Here is a 19872-nt window from a genome sequence, read left to right on the forward strand (position 1 = left end):
AGTCTTGATTTTTATAAATTCGTAAAAAAAATTTCTTAAAATTAACCGCCATAGCCTTACGTATGGCGGTTAATTATGGAATGTTCTTAATTGGTATTCTGCGTAAAATTTGTATTAATATCCATCTCTCTTTGTGGTATATAAAACAAGTTTCTAACAGAAGCTGTAGAAATTATAGGTTCTGCTTGGTTTACTTTTTCTGCCGCAACACCAAATCTTTTTAGATCTGCCCATCTATGGTTTTCAAAAGCCAATTCTAATTGTCTTTCTTCTAATAGTTTTTCATCAAAAGTACCTGGAGTTGTAGCATCAATATCATCTAAACCAGCTCTATCTCTTACTTCATTAATTAGATCATAAGCCTCATCAGATTCTCCTACTGCCTCTGCAAGCATTAATAAAACATCTGCATATCTAAAAACCACAAAATTTATATCAGAATCATTTTCTGTGGGAGGTTGACTAAAGTATTTTTGAACATAATTAGCTACTATAGTTTCACCAGCTGCGTTTAAGTATGTTGTACCCATAGACGAATTAAATCTCTGGTCTTCTACTACATAAGAATTTTCCATCTCTGAAGTTGGTCTATTTCTACCAAAACCTTGACCAGTCTGTAAAAATGCACTTGGAGAAAAATCGTTAGTAAAAGCACTACCTTGACCAATACCTCCGCTTACAAATTCTACTTCAAAAATAGATTCTTCATTGTTTTCGTTATCTGCTCCCCATAGGTTCGCGTAGTCATCAACCAAATCATAACCATAGGTTCCTATTATTCTTCTTAAAGCAGTTTCTGCCTCTGATTTTTGATTGGTAGTTAAGAATATTTTTGCCAATAAGGTTGCTGCCGCTCCTTTTGTTGCTCTTCCTTTATCATTCCCAGAATAAGACGTGCTTAAATTAGATTCTGCTGTAGTTAAATCTGTTATTAACTGAGTGTAAATTGTAGAAGCGTCTACCTGTGTTAACTCGTCTCCTGGTGTAAAAGGAGTTAATTGCAAAGGTATATTACCAAAAGCAACAGCTAAATGATAGTACATTAAAGATCTAATAAATAATGCTTCTCCAGTAATTCTCTTTTTAATATCGGCATTCATTTCTATACCTTCTATTCTGGTTAGAATAACATTACAGTTGGCTATTACAGCGTAAGAATCTGTCCAAGCAGAAGTTATTTGTTCGTTTAAAGGATCTTCTGTAAATGAATTAATCTCTGCAAACTGCCTAGCTAAACCAGTAGCATCTGCTCCTTGATCTGTGTTATCGCCTCTCATCTCAAACATTGTCCAGTAACCACGACCGTAAACTCCGTTTTTTTGTAAGCCTGCGTAACTTGCGTTTATTGCAGAAACAAAATCATTTTCTGTAGTATAAAAATCGGCTTCATTTCTATTAGAAATAGGTGCTAGATCTGTAAAATCATCACTACACGAGCTCAATAGTATAATTGATATAAAGAATATAAATATATTTTTCATTTTGATTTGTTTTTAAATTAGAAAGAAAGGTTTAATCCCATTGTAAATGACTTTGTCAAAGGGTAAGCTCCGTAATCTTCACCAGGTGTTAAACTACTGTTTGGTCTATTACTTACCTCTGGGTTATACCCTAGGTAATCTGTTTTAGTAAACAAGTTTGTACCTGTTATAAAAAAACGTAGTTTTTCTATACTACTTCCAAAAACCTCTTTAGTTGGTAAAGTGTATCCTAAAGTCATATTTCTTAGTCTAACAAAAGAACCGTCTTCTACTTGAAAAGATGATGGTCTGTTATTATTACCATGATTACCAGACAACCTATCTGCTCTAGGTACACTTCCGTTTCCTGGATCTGCTTCAGATTTCCATCTATCATTAAAGATTGCATAAGAATTAAAGTTTGCCTCACCATTTTTTAAGTGCCTAGAAGTTAAGTTTAATACTTCATTACCTTCTACACCTTGTATTAAAAAGGTAAAATCTACTCCCTTATAACTAAATCTATTTGTTATACCCCAAGTAAAATCTGGAAAATAACTACCCGTTACTGTTCTATCATCTGGAGTTATTTCTCCGTCACCATCTACATCCTTAAATTTAAAATCTCCAGGTCCTGGATTGGGCGCTTGTGTATCTATTGGTGCATCTATTATATCTTGCTGATTTTGATATATACCATCAACAACATACCCATAGTAGCTACCAATAGATTCCCCTACCTGCGTAATGTGTCTAATACCCGCACTACCAGAAGAAAAAATTGGTTCGCCTTTATCATTAAGTGATAAAACTTCGTTCTTATTTGTAGAGAAGTTAATATCTGTTTCCCACTTAAAATCACCAACAAAGTTTCTACTCTTTAATGCTATTTCAAAACCTTCGTTTTTAACTTCACCTATATTTTGTAGTGTTGTTTCAAAACCAGAAACTGAAGTAATACCAACATTTAAAAGAAGGTCTGATGTAATTGTTCTGTAATAATCTGCTAATAAAAATATTCTATTGTTTACTAAGCCTAATTCTAGACCAACGTTAGTTTGTACAGATTTTTCCCAAGTTAATTCTGGGTTTGGTATTGTAGACTGTATTAAACCGTTAGACTCATTGCCACTGTAATTGTAATTATTTGGAGAAAGTAAACCTATAGCTCCGTAGTTAGGAATCTCAAAGTTTCCTGTTTCTCCCCAACTAAATCTTAGTTTTAATTCTGATACTGCTTCTAGAGGTTTCATAAAATCTTCCTCGGTAACACGCCACCCTAAAGAAAATGATGGAAAATATCCTGTTTGATTATTTTTTCCGAATCTAGAAGATTTATCTGAACGAAAAGTTCCTGTAAATAAGTACTTATCATCAAAACTATAGTTCATTCTAAATAAAGCCGACACTAAAGACCATTGCTCCCTCGCAGAACTCCCTGCAAAAACTTGTCCTCCACTAATAGTAGATACTAAATCATCCGGAAAATTATCTGCCTGTACTTGCTTAATACTTATGTTATCTTTTTGAGCTGTATACCCTGCAATAGCATTAAAATAATGTACACCAATTTCTTTTTCCCAATTAAGTGTGTTTTCCCAAAGCCAGTTTACTTCTGTAGAAGAAGATGCCTGTGCATAAGACTCACCTTCTGTTGCTTCTCTGTACAGCAATGTATTTGCTCTGTAAAAATCTCTGTTATAAAGATTTACATAAGTACCTCCAAAAGTTTTAAAGGTTAAATCTGGATTTATTTTATAGGATAAACCAAGGGATGCTCTTGTTTGAAATTGAAATAACTTATCATCTACAGCATCTATAATTGCAAGTGGGTTACTCGCTGTTGTTGTACCACCTCCTAAATGAGATTGATTATCCGTTTGGTTTGGCGTACCATCAGAATTATATGGTTTTACTGTAGGTGAGTGTACTAAACCAGAGTATACAATTCCGGGAGGTCTAGCAAAATATGGTGCAGATGCCGGTTGTCTTTGATTCTCTGTAATTGTTGGTGCTACTCTTAAATCGATACTAAACTTATCACTTATATCAGAATTTAAGTTTAACATTAAATTATACCTCTCAAAACTAGATCCAGGGATAATTCCTTCTTGTTTAAAATATCCTCCAGAAGCGTGGTAACTTGTTTTTTCTATTAAAGGAGAGTCATAAGACAAATTGTAACTTTGAGTATATCCTGTTTTAAAAATTAAGTCTTGCCAATCTGTATCTGTACCATCCCAGTTAATATAAGATTCTGGAAGCTCATAATTTGTATCACCTCTATCTCCTGGTCCAATAGGATCATTTGCAGAAGCACCAGGGAAATCTGATAAGTATGCATTATTTCTTGAGTCTCTTGTAAAATCAATTAGCTCTTCAGCATTCATTAAATCTACTTTATTAGCTACATTTTGTGTTGTAAAAAAAGTGTCAAAAGAAAAAACACCTTTATCTGATGCAACACCCTTTTTTGTGCTAATTAAAACAACACCATTACCACCTCTAGAACCATAAATTGCAGCCGCTGAAGCATCTTTTAAAATCTCAATAGAAGCGATGTCATTTGGGTTAATAGTTGCTAATGGATTCACTGGTGGCGCCTGAAAAGAACCTCCTCTACGTGCCAAATCTCCTTGTAAACCTAATGTTGTTAAATTTTTTGAAATTGGAATACCATCTACAACAAATAATGGGTCGTTACCCGCAGATATAGAACCAGATCCACGAACACGTATATTAGGACTAGAACCTGGCTCACCAGAAACTTCTTGTACTTGTACACCTGCTACCTGACCAATTATAGCATTCTCTGCACTTACTACAGGGATATCTGCTAATGCTCTAGGTGATATTGATGCTACTGCTCCAGTAACTCTCTTTTTAGATAATGTACCGTAACCAACAACTATAATTTCATCTAATGCTGCTGCATCTGGAACTAAACTTACAGATATAGTATTTTTTCCTTGAATATTAATATGCTGTGTTTTATACCCAACATAAGAAACTATAATTTCTACACTGTTACTTTGTAGCTCCAACTCAAAATTACCATCAAAGTCAGAAATAACACCTGTAGTAGTTCCTTTTATCTGAACTGTAGCTCCTGGTAAAGGAACTCCTGCTTCATCTAAAATAGTTCCTTTAAGCTTTTCTTGCTTTTCCTTAACCACTTTTTTATCTGCTATTTTAGTAGCATTTGTATTGTAACTTTTTTTAGTTACTACAATTTGGTTAGAGGTTATCTCATAATTTAAATTAGAAGTAACAGAAAGTTCTTCTAATAATTCTGATAAGCAAACCTTAGTATATTCTAGGTTCATTTTTTTGGTAACATCAATCTCTGACGTTTCATAAAAAAATTTATACCCTACAGAATCTGTAATAGCTTTAAAAACCTTGTCTAATGACTTATTTTTAATACTAACAGATACAATCTCGTTTTGGTCGCACGAAACAGCTGCATTTACATTTGTAAAAAAAAGGAGTAACAAGAAAAAGAAAGCTTTTGTTACATAGGCAGCTCGTGGTCTTTTTAATTTTTGTATTATACTTTTCATAAATTTTGAGTTAGGTTATTAGTTAGTGGTTAGTTTACTGCTACATCATAAAAATTATTTAATTGTTTTAGGGTTATTAATAGTAATAGTGTTCTCTGTTCTTGTAAAAGAAAAGTTGGTATGGGTCTTAATAGTATTCAGTATTTTTTCTATACTATCATTCTGAAAACTTCCGTTAAACCTTAGCTTGTTTATTTCCTGGAAGTTGTTTGTTATAGAAACATTGTAGTGACGTTCTAATATTTTAGTAATAGCATCAAACCTATCGTTTTCAAATATTAAGAATCCGTTTGTCCATCCAATATATTTTTGAGTATCTACAGATGTAATTTCAAACGTATTTGTATTTCTAGTAAGAGATGCTTTTTGAGAGGGCGTAATTAATTTAAAAGGATCTTCAGAATTTGCTTCTGCTTTTTTCTTAACTCCTACAGAACCTTCTACTAAAACTATTTCTGTGGCAGTATTATCTGAATATGTAGAAACATTAAAGGCTGTTCCAAAAACTTTGGTAATACTTGTTTTTGACGATACTAAGAAAGAGTGGTTCTTATCTTTGGAAACATTAAAAAAGGCTTCGCCCTCTAAACAAACCTCTCTTGGCTCATTTTTATTAAATGTATTTGGGTATTTTAAAACAGATCCAGAATTTAGTTGCACCAAGGATCCATCTGCTAAAACAACCTTAAATGTTTTACCGTAGGGAACAGTAAGAATATTTTGAAATTTACTATGTTCTTCCTCTGTTGTTGTTTTTGTGTATTCTAAGACTCCGTTTTTTACAACCGCAATTTCTTTACCATTGGCTGCAGTAATAATTTTATCTTCTAATAAGTTAATATGTTCTGTACTACCATTAAGTATTTGCAAAGAAACCTCATTAGGATTTATATCTATTTCGGTGTTATTATCTTTAGTTGTAAAATAAAGTAGTGTTAAAAATACACCGGCAAATAGTGCTGCATATTTAAGGTAAGGCGTAATGCTTTTAAACGTAAGTCCCTTTTTATCATTCTTAATCTTAGTTAAAAAGTTAGTAAAGGCAGACTCAGAATCTACAGTCTTATATTTTATATCTATAAGTTGTTGCGCTTTTACAAACTCCTTAAATATTTTTTGGTTTTTCTTAGCTTCAACCCATTTATAAAGCTGCTCTTTTTCTGTAGCAGTTGCCTCAGAAGCCAAGTATTTCACAATGATTTTCTTTGCGTTAAATTCTTTCATTTTTAACTAAAATATTAGATATATAAAACGAAGACGGAGGTTTATTAAAAATACCCCCACTTTTTTTTCTAATTTTTTAAGAAAAATGAAATTTAGTTGTTTTTAAAGATGTTAGATTTAAATGAACTTATTATTACAAAGATGTAATCTGAGTTCTCTTTTAAACTCTTCCTAAGTCTCTTTAGGGCTTTGGTCATATGCCTTTCGACCGTTTTTATAGAGATATTAAGTTCTTCTGATATTTCTCTATACTTTAAACCATCTTTTTTTCCAAGTAAAAACACTTTTTTACATTGCTTTGGTAACTTATCTACTTCTTGTATTAAAAGATGTATTTTTTTATCTAATACATCTGTAGAACCATCAACCAAGTCTGTTACAACCTCATACTTTAATTGCTCTATAAGTAGATTGTTTTTAGTTTTTTCTCGCTTTAAATCTATAAACAGGTTATAGGCAATCTTAAAAATGTATTTTCTTAAAGAGTATTCTATACAGAGTATATCTCTTTTTTTCCAAATTTTTATAAATGCTTGCTGTACTATGTCTTTAGAGACATCCATACTCCCAGATACGGTATTTATATAATGACACAACTCCGAATAATATAACTTATATAGGTGTTTGTAAGCAGCCTCGTCACCTGCTTTTAACCTATTAATAAGTATATCTTCATTATCGTAATTGTATAAACTCATTTAGGGGAATTAGTTCAACGTAAAATTTAATTAAAAATTAACAAAACTTTTATAAATCTACCCATTCTTTTACTAACATATAATAGAATAACCAATAAATTAATTAAAATACAAACGAACATCTCTTTTCATTTTAAAAAGACTACTCTCATTAGTAAAACCAACGTGTACCAATAAGTTAATTAGATGTAGCTGTTTAACTACAAGTTGTTTAAAGCATTAGTTGCCCCTTATAACTTTACTGTTATTTTAGAACAAAATTTGATTGCAAAGAAAAAACTCATAGAGATCAATATATGAAAATCACAGTAGAATATAAAAACTAAACAAAAACCGCACTGCAACAAAAGCTATATTTAATACGGGACTTATTTCTTAACCTAAAGCATTCTTTCCGCTTCATAAAAGTCTTCATACTTTTAACGAATATATATTTTATTGCTACAATTATAAATCTAGCATATTATGTTAAAGCTAGTTTCTATATTTTTAATACTTCTAAATCGATATGTTTTTAGGATCTTGCATAGACTAAAATTAAAAATAGAATAGTTTATTTAGTTGATAAAAAGGAATTATAATGTTTATTGATAACCTATATATAATCAAGAACGATTGTAATAAAAAACAGGAAATATCAATAAAGAAAAATAATGTTTTATGATTAAAACCAAAACAAAGTTTAATAGCTCTTTGACGTTTCTAATAGCTATTATAAACACCATATTACTTTTTGCGTTTTTAATAGAGATCAGTAATCATGAAAACCAGTTCTTATTTATTTTTAATTTATTTTGGGTGGTAGTTGCAATTCAGCTGTTTTTAATAGCATATTTTGATGCTTCTAAAAATAAAAAAACATTTAAAATTCTTGGTATAATAGCCGTAGTAATTTCATTACTAGTGGCACTAGGTATAGCATTTTTAACAGGGCTTGGAGCAGCTTTTCAGCATTAAATATGAAAATTCATAAACTTACTTTATCTTTTTTAATAATTACTGTAATTCTTATAGGATTACACGTATGGAGAATGATTGCATACCAAACCTTTGCGCGAGAAAATTATTCACTTAGTATTAGTGTAGCAGAACACCACCCTATTATGGGCAAGTTTGAATTTATAACTGAAAATAAAAATCAATCTATAACTATTTCTGAAGACTACAAAGAAGATGATGCATACTGGGGGTTTGCCAGTGGTTCTCAATTTAAAAATTTACCTCCACCATATACCTTATCCTGCCATTGGGTTTCTCTTCGTGAACGTAAAATATATAAAGGCACTTTTGAGCTTCCTCATAAAACAATTGACAGTTTATTTAAATTAGAAAAATCTAAAATGAATAAATTTACGCCGTATAATGGACCTCATGCTTATGGATATAATTTTGGAGTTGGCATTGCACCTGGTGGCATGGTGACAGTTTGGGCTTCGGGTAACCATTATTTTCAAAAGGAAATTGCTACGTATCAAGCAAAAGAATTTGATAGTTATAATTGGAATGCCTTTGGAGACGAACTCTTAAATTCTTTACCTGAAAACTTTGATTCTAATAGTAAAGAAACAGATAGTATTATAAAAAATAACATTCCTCCTGAAATGGAAAAATGGAAAAACTTTTCAAAAAAATACCTTTATTATGTACAGATAATTGGTTTTTCTGATGAAGTTACTTCTGTAGATTTAGAATGTTTTAATGAAGAATCTAATCGATTCAAAGATAACAACGGTGCTAAACAATTAATTTACACAGGGGTTCCAAACCATATAGATATCAATAAAACAGAATTAGATGATAGAAAATCTTATCGTTTATCTGAAGATTATATGATTAGTTTTAAACAAGAGAAAAAAAACCTTGCTACAGGAGATACGCTCGTATTTGTAATTGAAAAAAGCAGCAATGACCAAATTAAAACCATAGTTACAACTACAAGTGATATTGAATAAAAGAAGAATAAAAAACAAAAGACTATTCTATTAAAATAAAAATTGTTCTTTTAGAGAAAAATACTCCTACACAAAATCAAAACTATAAAATGAATCGTATCTTCTTAGTTGCTATAATATCGCTTTTAATTTCTTGTAACCGATCCGATAATTCGGAAGAAGCTACAACTTTAAATAACGCTATTCCAATTTATAACCAAGCCTATAATGAAAATTTTGAACCAGATAAAATTGAAGATATTCTTGTAAATGCAAAAAACGGATATGTTTTACTTGACCCATTTGCAGATAATGTTCCTGCTTCAATTGCAGCCATAAAGGCAAACGGAAATGAGGTTGGCGCCTATATTAGTATTGGTACAGGTGAAAACTACAGAGATGACTTTACTAAAATGACACCTTTTTTAGTAACTAGATCTTGGGGAGAGTGGCCAGATGAATATTTTGTGAATTCTACAACCACCGGGATACTAGATATAATGAAAGCACGTATAGACCAAATAGCCTCTTGGGGTTGTGATTGGGTAGAATTTGATAATATGGATTGGTGTTATGATGATGAATTAAGAGCTACTTATGGGTTTCAGGTGACAGAAGAAGAGGGTATAGCTTATTATCAAGAACTCTGTGATTATGTTCACCTAAAAGGAATGAAATGTATGGCTAAAAATTTGGTAGAACACGCTTCTAATTTTGATGGTGTTTTATATGAATCTTATAGCAATGATAAAAATTGGTGGAACCAATCTGGAGCTCAAAGCTTTTTAGACTCCGGTAAACTCGTTATCATAAACCATTACAACGAAACCAATTGCGGCCAAGTGTACTCTGACTATAAAGGTATTTACAATTCTGATTTATCCTTTATCTGCGAAGATGCCAATTTGCAAAAATATGTTCACTATAACGAGTAATTCTAGTCTCAAAAAAAAAGATTATTATTGTTTTGCCAGAGCTGCTTTTTTGTAAAAATCGCTCGTGTAAAAAATCATAAATTTTTATATAGAAAGAAAAAATAAACTGCTATTTATTAAATCTGTATTGATGTTTTTGAAGATCATTGGACCTAATTTGAAATCTACACACATAATTATAACCTAATATATTATTCAGGTCCTTATTTAAAATAAAAACCAATTGGTAACACTATTTGTAATTAGTTGCTAGTTAAAATATTTTTAGAGTTTTGTCTTATTTTTATTTACTAAATTAGGTACTTATAATTCTACTTTTTATCTCAGTCACAAAGTTGACTGTGACTTTGTTCTTTACATAACTATGTATTTTTTTAACTTAATAAAAAAGAAAATTGCTAAGCAAAGTTTGAAAAACTAAAAATTAGAATAGAAAACAGATAGCTGCTATTATACTATAAAAAACTATGGAAATATTTGAAAATATAAGTAAGTGGATGACTGAACATCCTGTTTCTACAAATATTATTAAATATTTAATTTGGGCTGTATTTGTATTGTTTTTAATTGCCTTTCTAAGACGACTTTTAAGAAAAAAGCTACCAGACACAGGAGTCAGATATAAATCTCAAAAAGCAGTTGAATTTTTTGGCTATGTACTGCTATTAATAATTACCATATCTTTCTTTACAGGCAGTATCAAGGACTTTGCACTCGCAGTCGGATTTCTTACAGCTGGCATCACAATAACACTGCAAGAATTAATTCTAAGTGTTGCTGGCTCTTTCTATATCTTTTTTGTTGGTGTGTACAAACCTGGAGACAGAATAGAAATTAATAACATAAAAGGTGACGTAATTGATATTGACAGCGTATATACAACTATGATGGAAATTGGAGAATGGGTTTCTAGTGATAATTATAGTGGTAGAATTGTTAAATTAAGTAATGCCTTTGTTTTTAAAGGTCCTGTATATAATTATTCTAAAGACTTTCCTTTTGTTTGGGACGAATTTAATCTTCCTATAAGATATGGTTCAGATGTAGAATTGGCTAAAGCTATTGTAGTAAAAATTGCTTCTGAAACCTTGTCAGAATATGTGTCAAAATCTATATCAGAATGGAGTCAAGTTGTAAATAAATTTTATATTGAAAATGCCGAAGTAGATCCTACTTTAGCAATAACTATGACAGATAATTGGATACAGTTTAATCTGCGTTATATCGTAGATTATAAAAAAAGAAGATATACAAAAAGCATATTAAATGAGTTAATTGGAAAAGAAATTCAAAAGACAGATGGCAAAGTACAACTAGCTTCTACTACCTTTGAAATTGTTCAAATACCCAATATTAATATAAAAAAAGAATAAAAAACACATACAATAGGGTATTTAATTATTTGACAGGAGCCCGTTTTTAAAATCACTACTCCTAATTTATAAAAAATGATTTACACAATTATTTCTGTATTAGGTTTGCTACTAATAGTGCCAATTCTGATTGCTTATTACTACGATTATAAGGCCAACCCAAAAGAATTTCACTTTTCTATAAAGACATTAGGCAAAGGCCTTATTAAAGGTTTAATGTATGTTACAATCTATATTGGAATGAACAAAGCATATGAGCTAATTGTACCTTTTAATAAAGATCACGGAATGGATTTTAATTCTCAGCGCAAAAAACTTGGAATACCCATTTTAAAAGCGAATTGGAAGGTTAGCGATTACGAATCTGGACAATTCACAACTTATTGGTGGAAACCTAAACCTTATAGCGGACATTTTAAAAAAGTACTAGAATACAGTATTTTTAATTGTAAATCTGAAACCGACTACTACTCTAGTAAAAAAATAAAAGGAACAGTAGCTTGGTCTATATATGATTACGATAAAAAAATATTTAACTATTTTATTGAGTCCCCAAATAGTGATGGTATTGTGTCACAAGTTGATGGATGGAAAGTTATCAACGATAAAATTATAGAAGCTGTATCAATAGAGGAATTCCACCATTATATTACGGAATAAAGCTAAACTTATGTTGTCTACTATAAAAATGCACCGAACACCTCTTTCAATTACGCCAACGACCCTAAAGTATAACTTTAAAAAAATTGAACAATTAAGACCATTTCAATTTAACCAAAAAAAACGTTGGGTAAACACTATCTGCAATTAAGTTCTTACCCAATTACAAAAATATTCTTAGGTTTTCTATCTAATGTTTATTTACTAAATTAGGAGCTTAATACAATTTATTGCCATTAAAAAACGAATACCTAAACATTAAAGCTATAAAAAATGGAAAGATTTAGTAAAAAATACATCAGTGCAAAAGAACTAGAATGGGAAAAACTTGGTGGTGGCGTGTCAAGAAAGTTCTTAGGTTACGATAACCAAATTATGATGGTAAAAGTAAAGTTTGATAAAGGTGCATTAGGAGCGCCTCACCAACATTTTCATACACAAGCTACTTTTTGTGTTTCAGGTAAATTTGAATTTGAAATTGATGGAGAAAAGAAAATCGTAGAAGCAGGAGACGGTGTCTATATTGAACCTAATTTATTACACAGTGCTGTTTGCCTAGAAGAAGGAATGTTAATAGACACATTTAGCCCTGTAAGAGAAGATTTCTTAAGTGGTGGTGGTGTATCTTATTTTGGAGATAAATAGGCTTAAAAAAATTACAGATGCGTAGTACTGCTTACTTACATTGCTACGCATATACTACTCTTTACCTATAAACGCTACTGCATTTAAAGGTTTTATCCAAATAAAAGCCCACATACATAGCAAAATAGTATATGAAACTAAAAGTCATACTAATTATTCTAATAGGGCTTTGTACTACTTTAAATGCGCAATCGCAAAAAGAAGACACCCTTAATTCTATACGTACCGATTTTACAAACAGTATAAAAAAAGACGTAGAAGAAGATAATGTTAAGGGCAGTATATCTATTGCTATAGTAAAAGGAGATTCTATTATTTGGTCTGGTGCTTATGGGTATGCGGACTACAATAATAATTTAAAGGCAGATTCCGCAAGTATTTATCGTACAGGATCTATCTCTAAATCTTTTACAGCCTTTTTAATGATGCAACTGGTTGAAGACGGAACTATTAAATTAGATGACCCAATAGAGAAGTATTTGCCAGAGATAAGTGAACTAAATGGTTATTCGGATGCAACAAAAATAACTTTTAAACATTTAGCCAGTCATACATCTGGATTAATTAGGGAACCTAAATTAGAGCATGCTGCTTCTGGTGCTATTGAAGAATGGGAGCGTAAAGTTTTACAATCAATTCCAAAAACATCTTTTAAATCTAAGCTTGGGGAACAATACAGCTATTCTAACATAGGCTACGGAATTTTAGGATTGGCTATTTCTAGAGCCGCAAAAAAACCGTTTATAACATTGGTTAGGGAGCGAATATTTAAACCCTTACATATGACCAATAGCTTTTTTACTGTGCCCAAAGATAAAGTGACTCATCTTGCAAAAGGTATGGACATTTCTTCCATTGGAAAAAATAACTCCAAAGCAGAACTAGAGCATAAAGGTCGAGGGTATAAAGTGCCAAATGGCGGCATTTATACTACACCAAATGATTTAGCAAAATTTGCCGCAGCTAATATGGGGTATACAGCAATACTAAGCAAGCATAGTTTAGACACTATACATAGTGGGCATACACCAGAAGGAAATTATGGCTTAGGCTTTTTCCTTTATCAAGATAGTAACGTTTCTACAGTTGGTCACGGCGGAGGTGTTGCAGGCTATACTTGTAGTCTTTTTTTTGAAAAAGAAAGTGAGTACGGGGTAATTTTAATGCGAAACTACAATAGCGGCAATACTAAACTTATTTCAGCCTCTAAAGAGTTAATTAGAAAGTTTAAAAATCTATTCTAAATATTTGAATAACCTAATCCTTGATACACATCGAACTCCATAAAATATAGTTTTATTCAAATAAGTTATGACTTCCCTATAAAATTAAGACCATCCCGAACTTAAGTTACATAAAAATATATCTTGGATTCCATTTTTGGAAGTGTTTATAATATAAGCAAATTCTGGCTTCGTTCTATTTCCATAAAATTCATAGGTAGAATGACCCAAAACACACATTCCACACTTTCCTTGTTTCATAGTAATATCGGTTGCACCTCTTGCAATTGCCCAATCAAACTGTTGTTTTACTGAAGCTAAAAATCTGTACTTATCTAAGTCTTCAAAATATTGGTTCTCATCTATCAGAGGTTCCAAAATAGAGCAATCTAAAGACAAACAAGCCTTTATGAAATGAGATATAATTTTTTGAGCTGATTCACCAGTTGTGGCTTCACTTTTTATCTTAAGTTTTATTAGTTCAGACATATTATATGTTTTTATAATGGAGACAAGTTTATATTTTTAATCCATAAATAAAATTTTATTATATCAAATGCTTTTTTAAATCGACCTACCTCAAAAGAACATAAATTTCACTTGTATATTGCTCCAGATTTTTATTCAAAAATCACTTAGCGCAGATTCTTTAAACCAAAAAAGCCTTTACATTTCTGTAAAGGCTTTTGTTTGCTTGTGGTCCCACATGGACCACGAATAATTTAATCACAATTAATTGAAATTAATTAAAACTCTTCGAAAACCCTTATCATATTAGTTTATATAAAAAATAGATTAATTAGAGTTAAGAGAGATTTCGGTTAATTCATCGAAAAAAGCACCCTTATCAACACCCTAATACTCTTTATTCCTATCTTTACAAAAAATCTAACTATGGCTATAGTTCAAAGAGCAAAAGGTAAAATTCGGTTTGCATTCAAAGATGCTCTTAAGGTGTTGTCCAAAAACCCCAACAAAGAATCTTTAATTATGCTTCACTTCAGTTATGGCAAAATAAGGTTTAAGTATACTACTGGCTATTATTCTCGATACAATGACTGGGACTATTCCAATCAACGCTTAAAGAATAAAGCAACTATACTTAACAGAGCGTTTGTAAATGATTTCCTGAATTCTTTAAAAACCGAGTTATATAAAGAAGTTAGCTATTTAGAGTCCATACAGAGCCCTATTACAAAAGATGCTTTAAGAAGTAAGTTAGATATACTAACTAATAAGGACCCACAAGGCGAGAATAAAGCGCAAGACCTTAATTTCTACGAGTACTTTGATAATTTTTTGAACCTGAGAAAAAGTACGTTGAAAAAAATTACAATTCGCTCATATAACCAGACAAAAAGACTTCTTAAAGAATATAACAGTAGAATAGATTTTGATGGTATTGATTTGAGCTTTTACTATGGTTTTATTGAATTTCTAGAAGAAGATGATAAGTCCGTCAACACCATTGGTAAGCACATTAAAAATTTGAAATCAATATTAAGAAGTGCTACACAAGATGGATTAAACAAAAATTTAGCCTATACCAAACGAGAATTTAAGGTTTTAAAAGAACGGACTACTGCCATCCATTTAGATGAGAAAGAATTGAAGCTTATGGCAGATTATGACCTCTCGGCATTCCCTAACTTAGATTTGGCAAGAGATATATTTCTTATTGGCTGCTATACTGGTCAGCGTGTTAGTGATTATAATGGCTTAACAAAAGCTAACTTTTATCAAAAAGATGGTCTTCAATTTTTTAAAATCAAACAGCAGAAAACTAATAAAGAAGTTTTCTGTCCAGTAACATTAGAGATTAAAACCATTCTAGCAAAATACAAGAATGTGCCTCCTAAAAAAATGAACGAACCAGATATAAACGAATACATAAAGGAAGTTGGTAGAAAGGTAGGATTAACACAAACGGAAATTAAGAACTATACTAGAGGAGGTATTGAACGAGCCGAAGAAATACCAAAATATAAAATGATTAGTTCGCATACTGCTAGGCGTTCTTTCTGCACAAATATGTACGAGAAAGGTATGCCTATTTATGATATTATGCATTTTTCTGGTCATGCCTCCGAGAAAGAGTTTTATAACTACATTAGAACAAAAAAAGAACAAAGAGCTATTAAAATTGCTCAAAGTGGTTTTTTCAATTTGTCGGATTAAATTACTCTTCAACGAAAATCACATAGTTACCCTTTGTTAAATATTTGTTAAATATTTGTTAAAGTCAGGTTTATATTAATTTATATAAACTCAACTTTTTGATTAATAGCTATTTATAAAAAAATTAGTTTTAATTTTCATATAAACTAATATAACACTTTGATTTTCAGAATAATAGGTTGTAACTCTGCATTATAATTTTAAAATAATGTCAAATGAAACAACAATTTTTAAGCAGACAAGAAGTCGCAAAGATGCTAGGCATCTCTTTGGTTACATTACACAATCATAACAAGAAGGGAATCTTAAAACCCTCACACAAAATCGGGAGAAAACCATTGTACCTATATGAGGATATAATGGCACAAATTCAATTGTCTAACTACAAAAAAACTGCCTAATGATAGACAATATAAAATTCTACATCAACGATAAAGACAGATTTGAGCATAATCTTGAAACTCATCAAAACATTCCAATGAATGCAAAGTATGACGTTTATACTGGTGAGGCATTGAATTACCCAAAATCAGGAAAGCTACATAATTTAGATATCAGGCTTACTCAAGAAAGAGCCTCTGTTTTAGGTAGTCTACATAAGTTTAACAACTTATGGGTTTATAACGATAATCATAATTACAACGATTTTAATGCTTGCGAGATAGATTGCGTCAACGATTTTATATGTGATTCTTTAGATATAGACCCCAGAGAAACTAAAATTACTAATTTAGAGTTTGGGTTTAATATATTGGTAGATGAAGATATCAAGGATATACTTGACAGGACTATTATGTACAATTTTGAAAATCATACCAGAAAAGAAACTTTTAGAGGGCAGGGTTATTTTAAACAGTTCTGTAAAACTGACTATAGTATAAAAGTTTATGACAAGTCTAAGCAATACAAAGTAAACCAGAATATTCTAAGAATAGAGTTGAAAATTACCAGAGCTAGACTCTTGAACAACTTAGGTATTTATTGTTTGGCTGATTTAAATAAAACCTCATACAAAAGCTTATTTAAAGCCTTTTTAGAGCGCTTTGACAAGTTGCTGATAGTTGACACATTGCGTATGATTAACGAAAAGCACAAGTCAAACAAAGACTTATTGATAGATGGCACCAACCCACACTTCTGGATAGACTTAAGGAATAGGGGCACAAGAAATGTAAACGCCCACCAAAAAGCGAAATTTAAGAAATTGCTTAATGACAATTACTCTTTAATTACCCATAATAAAATTAAAAATTCTCTTATAGCAAAGTTCAATGAACTGATGAATGATAATTGCACTAATTCTCTACAACAAGTTGCTTAAGAGTAAATGTCAGCTATAAGACAAATAACATTATACAAAAAAGTACTTTGCAGATATGTAATTAAACAGCTACATTTAAATTTTAAATAAATATTATATAAGTTAATGTCAGAAGAACAAAAAAATAACTAATTTCTTTACAGATGTTGATGCTAAAATAGAAAATAGTAAAACCTTTAAAAAAGGGCTTTTACAAAAAATGTTTGTTTAAAAAATTGTTAATAAGTAAACCTGTAGGTTGATTATATGAAAATAGTTGATATATTTGCAAAGAAATTATGTTCCATTGCCTACAAAAAAGTAGGTAGTGAAGAATATGATATTTGTGAATACGATAGATTATTAGATTTATGGACAGATGTTAGTTATCTACATCAATATGCAATAGCTAATAAAGTAAAAAATATAGATAAGTTTGTAAAAGCAAGATTAAGAGACGCAGAAAAAATAGAAGACTTTTTAGAAGAACTTACTCAAGAAAACACACCGTTAGACTCATATTTTCATCAATTAGATAATAATGAAACAGGTTTTAAACTACTATCATTACGTAAGGGTAAAGCATCTAAACAAGATGGTTTAAGACTATATGCAATTAAAATAGACGATGATTGTTTTTTAATAACAGGTGGTGCTATTAAAATGAGTTTAAAAAACGATGACCACAAGGATACTCAAAAAGAAATGGAAAAAATCGCAGAAGTCAAATCTATATTACAAGATAATGATGTAATTGATAGCGAATCTTTTTACGAATTTAGAACAGAACTTGAAGATGACAACAAATAAAGAAAAATTTCAAAGCTTAATATCTAAAGAAAAAAGCAATACAGTTTCAAGAAATAGAGACCGTATTAAAAATAGAGCACGTTTAAGAGAGTCTCAAGATATTGCTCTTAAGGTGCTTAATAAATTAAATGATTTGGGTTGGTCACAACGTAAATTTGCAGAAGAGTTAAATGTAACACCGCAGCAAGTAAATAAAATTGTTAAGGGTAAAGAAAATTTAACTTTAGAAACACAAGTAAAACTGCAAGAAGTATTAAATATACCCATATTAGCAAGTTATTACGAGAACAAAGTTCAGGCATTTTCTTTTGAAGATGTTTTAAACTTAGGTATTGAGACACCTTTAAATCAAACATTAAATTATTCTGGAACTTCTTTTTATAAAGAACAGTTTAAAAGAGCTTTTAGTGTAGAGCCATTAATGGTAGCAGTTAAAGAATCTAATTATCAAATGGCATCATAATGAAAGAAGCTAACGTAGGTTTTGCATTAGTTGGTATTAAGACCGAGCAATATGCCACTTTTAATGAAAATTATAAAGACAAAGCTAAAACAGGATTAAATACAGGTTTAGAATTTAAGTTTAATAAAGAAGATAAAATAATAGCAGTAGTAGTTACTATTACTTTCGAGCAAAATAAGAAAGCCTTTCTTAAGTTGCAAGTTAGTTGCCACTTTAAAATATCAGAAGATTCATTTAAAGGCTTTTGTAATGATTCCATAATTACTTTGCCAAAAGGTTTTATGACTCATTTAACTATGATTACCGTTAGCTCTGTTAGAGGCGTATTACACGCTAAAACAGAAGGGACTATCTTTAACAAATACCTATTACCTACTTTAGATGTTACAGAAATGGTAAAAGAAGATGTTGATTTTTCTTTAGATAATTAAAAGACTTGTAATATTTTCCACATTGTTTATGCCGTTTTTCTAAAAAATAATTTTTTTTTAACGACCACCCAAGCAGAGCAAGTAATTAGAAAATAATTTAGTAAACCAATTAATTGGTTTAGGTCACAAATTGGAAACTATAAAAACCGAAGATTAAGCATTAGAAAAACAACCAAGTGTCTTACAAAGAGAATCGATAAGCACCAGAATCACAGAAAAAATAAAAGACTTTGTAAAAACTTTTATTAATGGAGTTGGAGAATAGATAAACTAATATTAAATCGATAAACTATAAGTTTATATAATTTAGTTACCCCATCCAGAACTCCCATTGCAAAGGAATATATCGTTAATGCCTTTTTTGTTGGTATTGATGATATAGGCAAATTCTGGTTTTACCTTACTCCCATAAAATTCGTAGGTAGTATGACCAATAACACACATTTCGCACTTTCCTTGCTTCATAGTAATATCGGTCGCACCTCTTGCAATTGCCCAATCAAACTGCTGTTTCAAAGAAGCTAGAAACCTGTATTTGTCTAATTCTTCAAAAAACTGGTCTTCATCTATCATAGGTTCTAATATTGAACAGTCTAAGGCTAAACAAGCTTTTAAGAAATGAGATATAATTTTTTGAGCAGATTCCCCCGAGGTGGCTTCACTCTTAATTTTAAGTTTTATTAGCTCTTGCATATAAATGAAATATTTGAGATAAGGGTAATATTGAATTTTTATTTAATAAAAACAAATTTATTATACAAATGGTTCAACAAGTCTACCTACCTCCATACTTATGCTTTTAGCACAATAAAACAATACTAAATTATTTATTTCTATATGATGCACTATTGCACAATACCAGTATTTTTAAAAATTGATGTATGTCTATAAATCAGACGCCCCTTGGATTAGACCCCATATGTTTTAGGAGAAAAGGGATGCACCCCCCTTTTGAAGTTATCCACGATGAAAAATCTT

The 19872-nt window shown here is 30.7% G+C and carries 19 protein-coding genes; 13 read left to right on the forward strand and 6 right to left on the reverse strand.

The window, feature by feature from the left end:
* Positions 1-86 precede the first annotated feature (86 nt).
* The 4 genes from M4I21_RS11870 to M4I21_RS11885 all read right to left on the reverse strand — a co-directional run bounded on the left by M4I21_RS11870 (position 87) and on the right by M4I21_RS11885 (position 6945).
* Complete coding sequence (locus M4I21_RS11870) at positions 87-1481, reverse strand: RagB/SusD family nutrient uptake outer membrane protein (protein ID WP_249559384.1); 1395 nt, start codon at positions 1479-1481, stop codon at positions 87-89.
* Positions 1482-1498: 17 nt separating this feature from the next.
* On the reverse strand, positions 1499-5023 hold the full coding sequence (locus tag M4I21_RS11875; RefSeq protein ID WP_249559385.1) for a SusC/RagA family TonB-linked outer membrane protein: 3525 nt from the start codon (positions 5021-5023) through the stop codon (positions 1499-1501).
* Positions 5024-5077: 54 nt separating this feature from the next.
* A complete protein-coding gene (locus M4I21_RS11880; RefSeq protein ID WP_249559386.1) occupies positions 5078-6247 on the reverse strand; it encodes a FecR family protein in 1170 nt (389 codons plus the stop codon).
* Positions 6248-6339: 92 nt separating this feature from the next.
* Positions 6340-6945 carry an RNA polymerase sigma factor gene (locus tag M4I21_RS11885; protein ID WP_249559387.1) on the reverse strand — a complete coding sequence of 202 codons (606 nt, stop codon included), beginning with the start codon at positions 6943-6945 and terminating at the stop codon, positions 6340-6342.
* A 660-nt stretch (positions 6946-7605) separates the two neighbouring features.
* On the opposite strand from M4I21_RS11885, the gene M4I21_RS11890 reads away from it, so the two are divergent.
* The 7 genes from M4I21_RS11890 to M4I21_RS11920 all read left to right on the forward strand — a co-directional run bounded on the left by M4I21_RS11890 (position 7606) and on the right by M4I21_RS11920 (position 13733).
* Positions 7606-7902 (forward strand): hypothetical protein, encoded by a 297-nt coding sequence (locus tag M4I21_RS11890; RefSeq protein ID WP_249559388.1) that lies wholly within the window; start codon positions 7606-7608, stop codon positions 7900-7902.
* A gap of 2 nt (positions 7903-7904) precedes the next feature.
* On the forward strand, positions 7905-8897 hold the full coding sequence (locus M4I21_RS11895) for a DUF2931 family protein (protein WP_249559389.1): 993 nt from the start codon (positions 7905-7907) through the stop codon (positions 8895-8897).
* An 89-nt stretch (positions 8898-8986) separates the two neighbouring features.
* Positions 8987-9811 (forward strand): endo alpha-1,4 polygalactosaminidase, encoded by an 825-nt coding sequence (locus M4I21_RS11900; RefSeq protein ID WP_249559390.1) that lies wholly within the window; start codon positions 8987-8989, stop codon positions 9809-9811.
* Between the two features lie 467 nt (positions 9812-10278).
* Positions 10279-11184, forward strand: coding sequence for a mechanosensitive ion channel family protein (locus M4I21_RS11905; RefSeq protein WP_249559391.1), 906 nt, complete (start codon positions 10279-10281; stop codon positions 11182-11184).
* Positions 11185-11259: 75 nt separating this feature from the next.
* Positions 11260-11844: a hypothetical protein gene (locus tag M4I21_RS11910; protein WP_249559392.1), complete on the forward strand. Its 585-nt coding sequence runs from the start codon at positions 11260-11262 to the stop codon at positions 11842-11844.
* A gap of 273 nt (positions 11845-12117) precedes the next feature.
* Positions 12118-12489: a cupin domain-containing protein gene (locus tag M4I21_RS11915; RefSeq protein ID WP_249559394.1), complete on the forward strand. Its 372-nt coding sequence runs from the start codon at positions 12118-12120 to the stop codon at positions 12487-12489.
* A gap of 131 nt (positions 12490-12620) precedes the next feature.
* Positions 12621-13733, forward strand: coding sequence for a serine hydrolase domain-containing protein (locus tag M4I21_RS11920; RefSeq protein WP_249559395.1), 1113 nt, complete (start codon positions 12621-12623; stop codon positions 13731-13733).
* An 84-nt stretch (positions 13734-13817) separates the two neighbouring features.
* Here M4I21_RS11920 and M4I21_RS11925 read toward each other — a convergent pair whose 3' ends face one another.
* Positions 13818-14201: a hypothetical protein gene (locus tag M4I21_RS11925; RefSeq protein WP_249559396.1), complete on the reverse strand. Its 384-nt coding sequence runs from the start codon at positions 14199-14201 to the stop codon at positions 13818-13820.
* Positions 14202-14606: 405 nt separating this feature from the next.
* Between M4I21_RS11925 and M4I21_RS11930 the strand changes: the two genes are divergently transcribed.
* The 6 genes from M4I21_RS11930 to M4I21_RS11950 all read left to right on the forward strand — a co-directional run bounded on the left by M4I21_RS11930 (position 14607) and on the right by M4I21_RS11950 (position 18894).
* Positions 14607-15890: a site-specific integrase gene (locus M4I21_RS11930; RefSeq protein ID WP_249559397.1), complete on the forward strand. Its 1284-nt coding sequence runs from the start codon at positions 14607-14609 to the stop codon at positions 15888-15890.
* Positions 15891-16105: 215 nt separating this feature from the next.
* Complete coding sequence (locus M4I21_RS18690; RefSeq protein ID WP_502798717.1) at positions 16106-16291, forward strand: helix-turn-helix transcriptional regulator; 186 nt, start codon at positions 16106-16108, stop codon at positions 16289-16291.
* Positions 16291-17211, forward strand: coding sequence for a hypothetical protein (locus M4I21_RS11935; protein ID WP_249559399.1), 921 nt, complete (start codon positions 16291-16293; stop codon positions 17209-17211). The genes M4I21_RS18690 and M4I21_RS11935 overlap by 1 nt, the downstream gene beginning before the upstream one ends.
* Positions 17212-17457: 246 nt before the next feature.
* Positions 17458-18000: a hypothetical protein gene (locus tag M4I21_RS11940; protein ID WP_249559400.1), complete on the forward strand. Its 543-nt coding sequence runs from the start codon at positions 17458-17460 to the stop codon at positions 17998-18000.
* The gene (locus tag M4I21_RS11945) at positions 17987-18463 is read left to right on the forward strand and encodes a helix-turn-helix transcriptional regulator (RefSeq protein ID WP_249559401.1); all 477 of its coding nucleotides are present in this window, start codon (positions 17987-17989) and stop codon (positions 18461-18463) included. The genes M4I21_RS11940 and M4I21_RS11945 overlap by 14 nt, the downstream gene beginning before the upstream one ends.
* On the forward strand, positions 18463-18894 hold the full coding sequence (locus tag M4I21_RS11950; protein WP_249559402.1) for a hypothetical protein: 432 nt from the start codon (positions 18463-18465) through the stop codon (positions 18892-18894). Before M4I21_RS11945 ends, M4I21_RS11950 begins: the two co-directional genes overlap by 1 nt.
* A 306-nt stretch (positions 18895-19200) precedes the next feature.
* Here the strand turns inward: M4I21_RS11950 and M4I21_RS11955 are convergent, their stop codons facing one another.
* Complete coding sequence (locus M4I21_RS11955) at positions 19201-19587, reverse strand: hypothetical protein (protein ID WP_249559403.1); 387 nt, start codon at positions 19585-19587, stop codon at positions 19201-19203.
* Positions 19588-19872: the final 285 nt, after the last annotated feature.

It is taken from the genome of Cellulophaga sp. 20_2_10 (genome assembly GCF_023476645.1).
In the GTDB taxonomy this organism is placed as follows: Bacteria; Bacteroidota; Bacteroidia; order Flavobacteriales; family Flavobacteriaceae; genus Cellulophaga.

Bases quoted from the DNA above. Each gene is read 5' to 3' on its own strand.
- M4I21_RS11870 (WP_249559384.1), bottom strand. From the start codon at position 1,481: ATGAAAAATATATTTATATTCTTTATATCAATTATACTATTGAGCTCG.
- M4I21_RS11875 (WP_249559385.1), bottom strand. From the start codon at position 5,023: ATGAAAAGTATAATACAAAAATTAAAAAGACCACGAGCTGCCTATGTA.
- M4I21_RS11880 (WP_249559386.1), bottom strand. From the start codon at position 6,247: ATGAAAGAATTTAACGCAAAGAAAATCATTGTGAAATACTTGGCTTCT.
- M4I21_RS11885 (WP_249559387.1), bottom strand. From the start codon at position 6,945: ATGAGTTTATACAATTACGATAATGAAGATATACTTATTAATAGGTTA.
- M4I21_RS11890 (WP_249559388.1), top strand. From the start codon at position 7,606: ATGATTAAAACCAAAACAAAGTTTAATAGCTCTTTGACGTTTCTAATA.
- M4I21_RS11895 (WP_249559389.1), top strand. From the start codon at position 7,905: ATGAAAATTCATAAACTTACTTTATCTTTTTTAATAATTACTGTAATT.
- M4I21_RS11900 (WP_249559390.1), top strand. From the start codon at position 8,987: ATGAATCGTATCTTCTTAGTTGCTATAATATCGCTTTTAATTTCTTGT.
- M4I21_RS11905 (WP_249559391.1), top strand. From the start codon at position 10,279: ATGGAAATATTTGAAAATATAAGTAAGTGGATGACTGAACATCCTGTT.
- M4I21_RS11910 (WP_249559392.1), top strand. From the start codon at position 11,260: ATGATTTACACAATTATTTCTGTATTAGGTTTGCTACTAATAGTGCCA.
- M4I21_RS11915 (WP_249559394.1), top strand. From the start codon at position 12,118: ATGGAAAGATTTAGTAAAAAATACATCAGTGCAAAAGAACTAGAATGG.
- M4I21_RS11920 (WP_249559395.1), top strand. From the start codon at position 12,621: ATGAAACTAAAAGTCATACTAATTATTCTAATAGGGCTTTGTACTACT.
- M4I21_RS11925 (WP_249559396.1), bottom strand. From the start codon at position 14,201: ATGTCTGAACTAATAAAACTTAAGATAAAAAGTGAAGCCACAACTGGT.
- M4I21_RS11930 (WP_249559397.1), top strand. From the start codon at position 14,607: ATGGCTATAGTTCAAAGAGCAAAAGGTAAAATTCGGTTTGCATTCAAA.
- M4I21_RS18690 (WP_502798717.1), top strand. From the start codon at position 16,106: ATGAAACAACAATTTTTAAGCAGACAAGAAGTCGCAAAGATGCTAGGC.
- M4I21_RS11935 (WP_249559399.1), top strand. From the start codon at position 16,291: ATGATAGACAATATAAAATTCTACATCAACGATAAAGACAGATTTGAG.
- M4I21_RS11940 (WP_249559400.1), top strand. From the start codon at position 17,458: ATGAAAATAGTTGATATATTTGCAAAGAAATTATGTTCCATTGCCTAC.
- M4I21_RS11945 (WP_249559401.1), top strand. From the start codon at position 17,987: ATGACAACAAATAAAGAAAAATTTCAAAGCTTAATATCTAAAGAAAAA.
- M4I21_RS11950 (WP_249559402.1), top strand. From the start codon at position 18,463: ATGAAAGAAGCTAACGTAGGTTTTGCATTAGTTGGTATTAAGACCGAG.
- M4I21_RS11955 (WP_249559403.1), bottom strand. From the start codon at position 19,587: ATGCAAGAGCTAATAAAACTTAAAATTAAGAGTGAAGCCACCTCGGGG.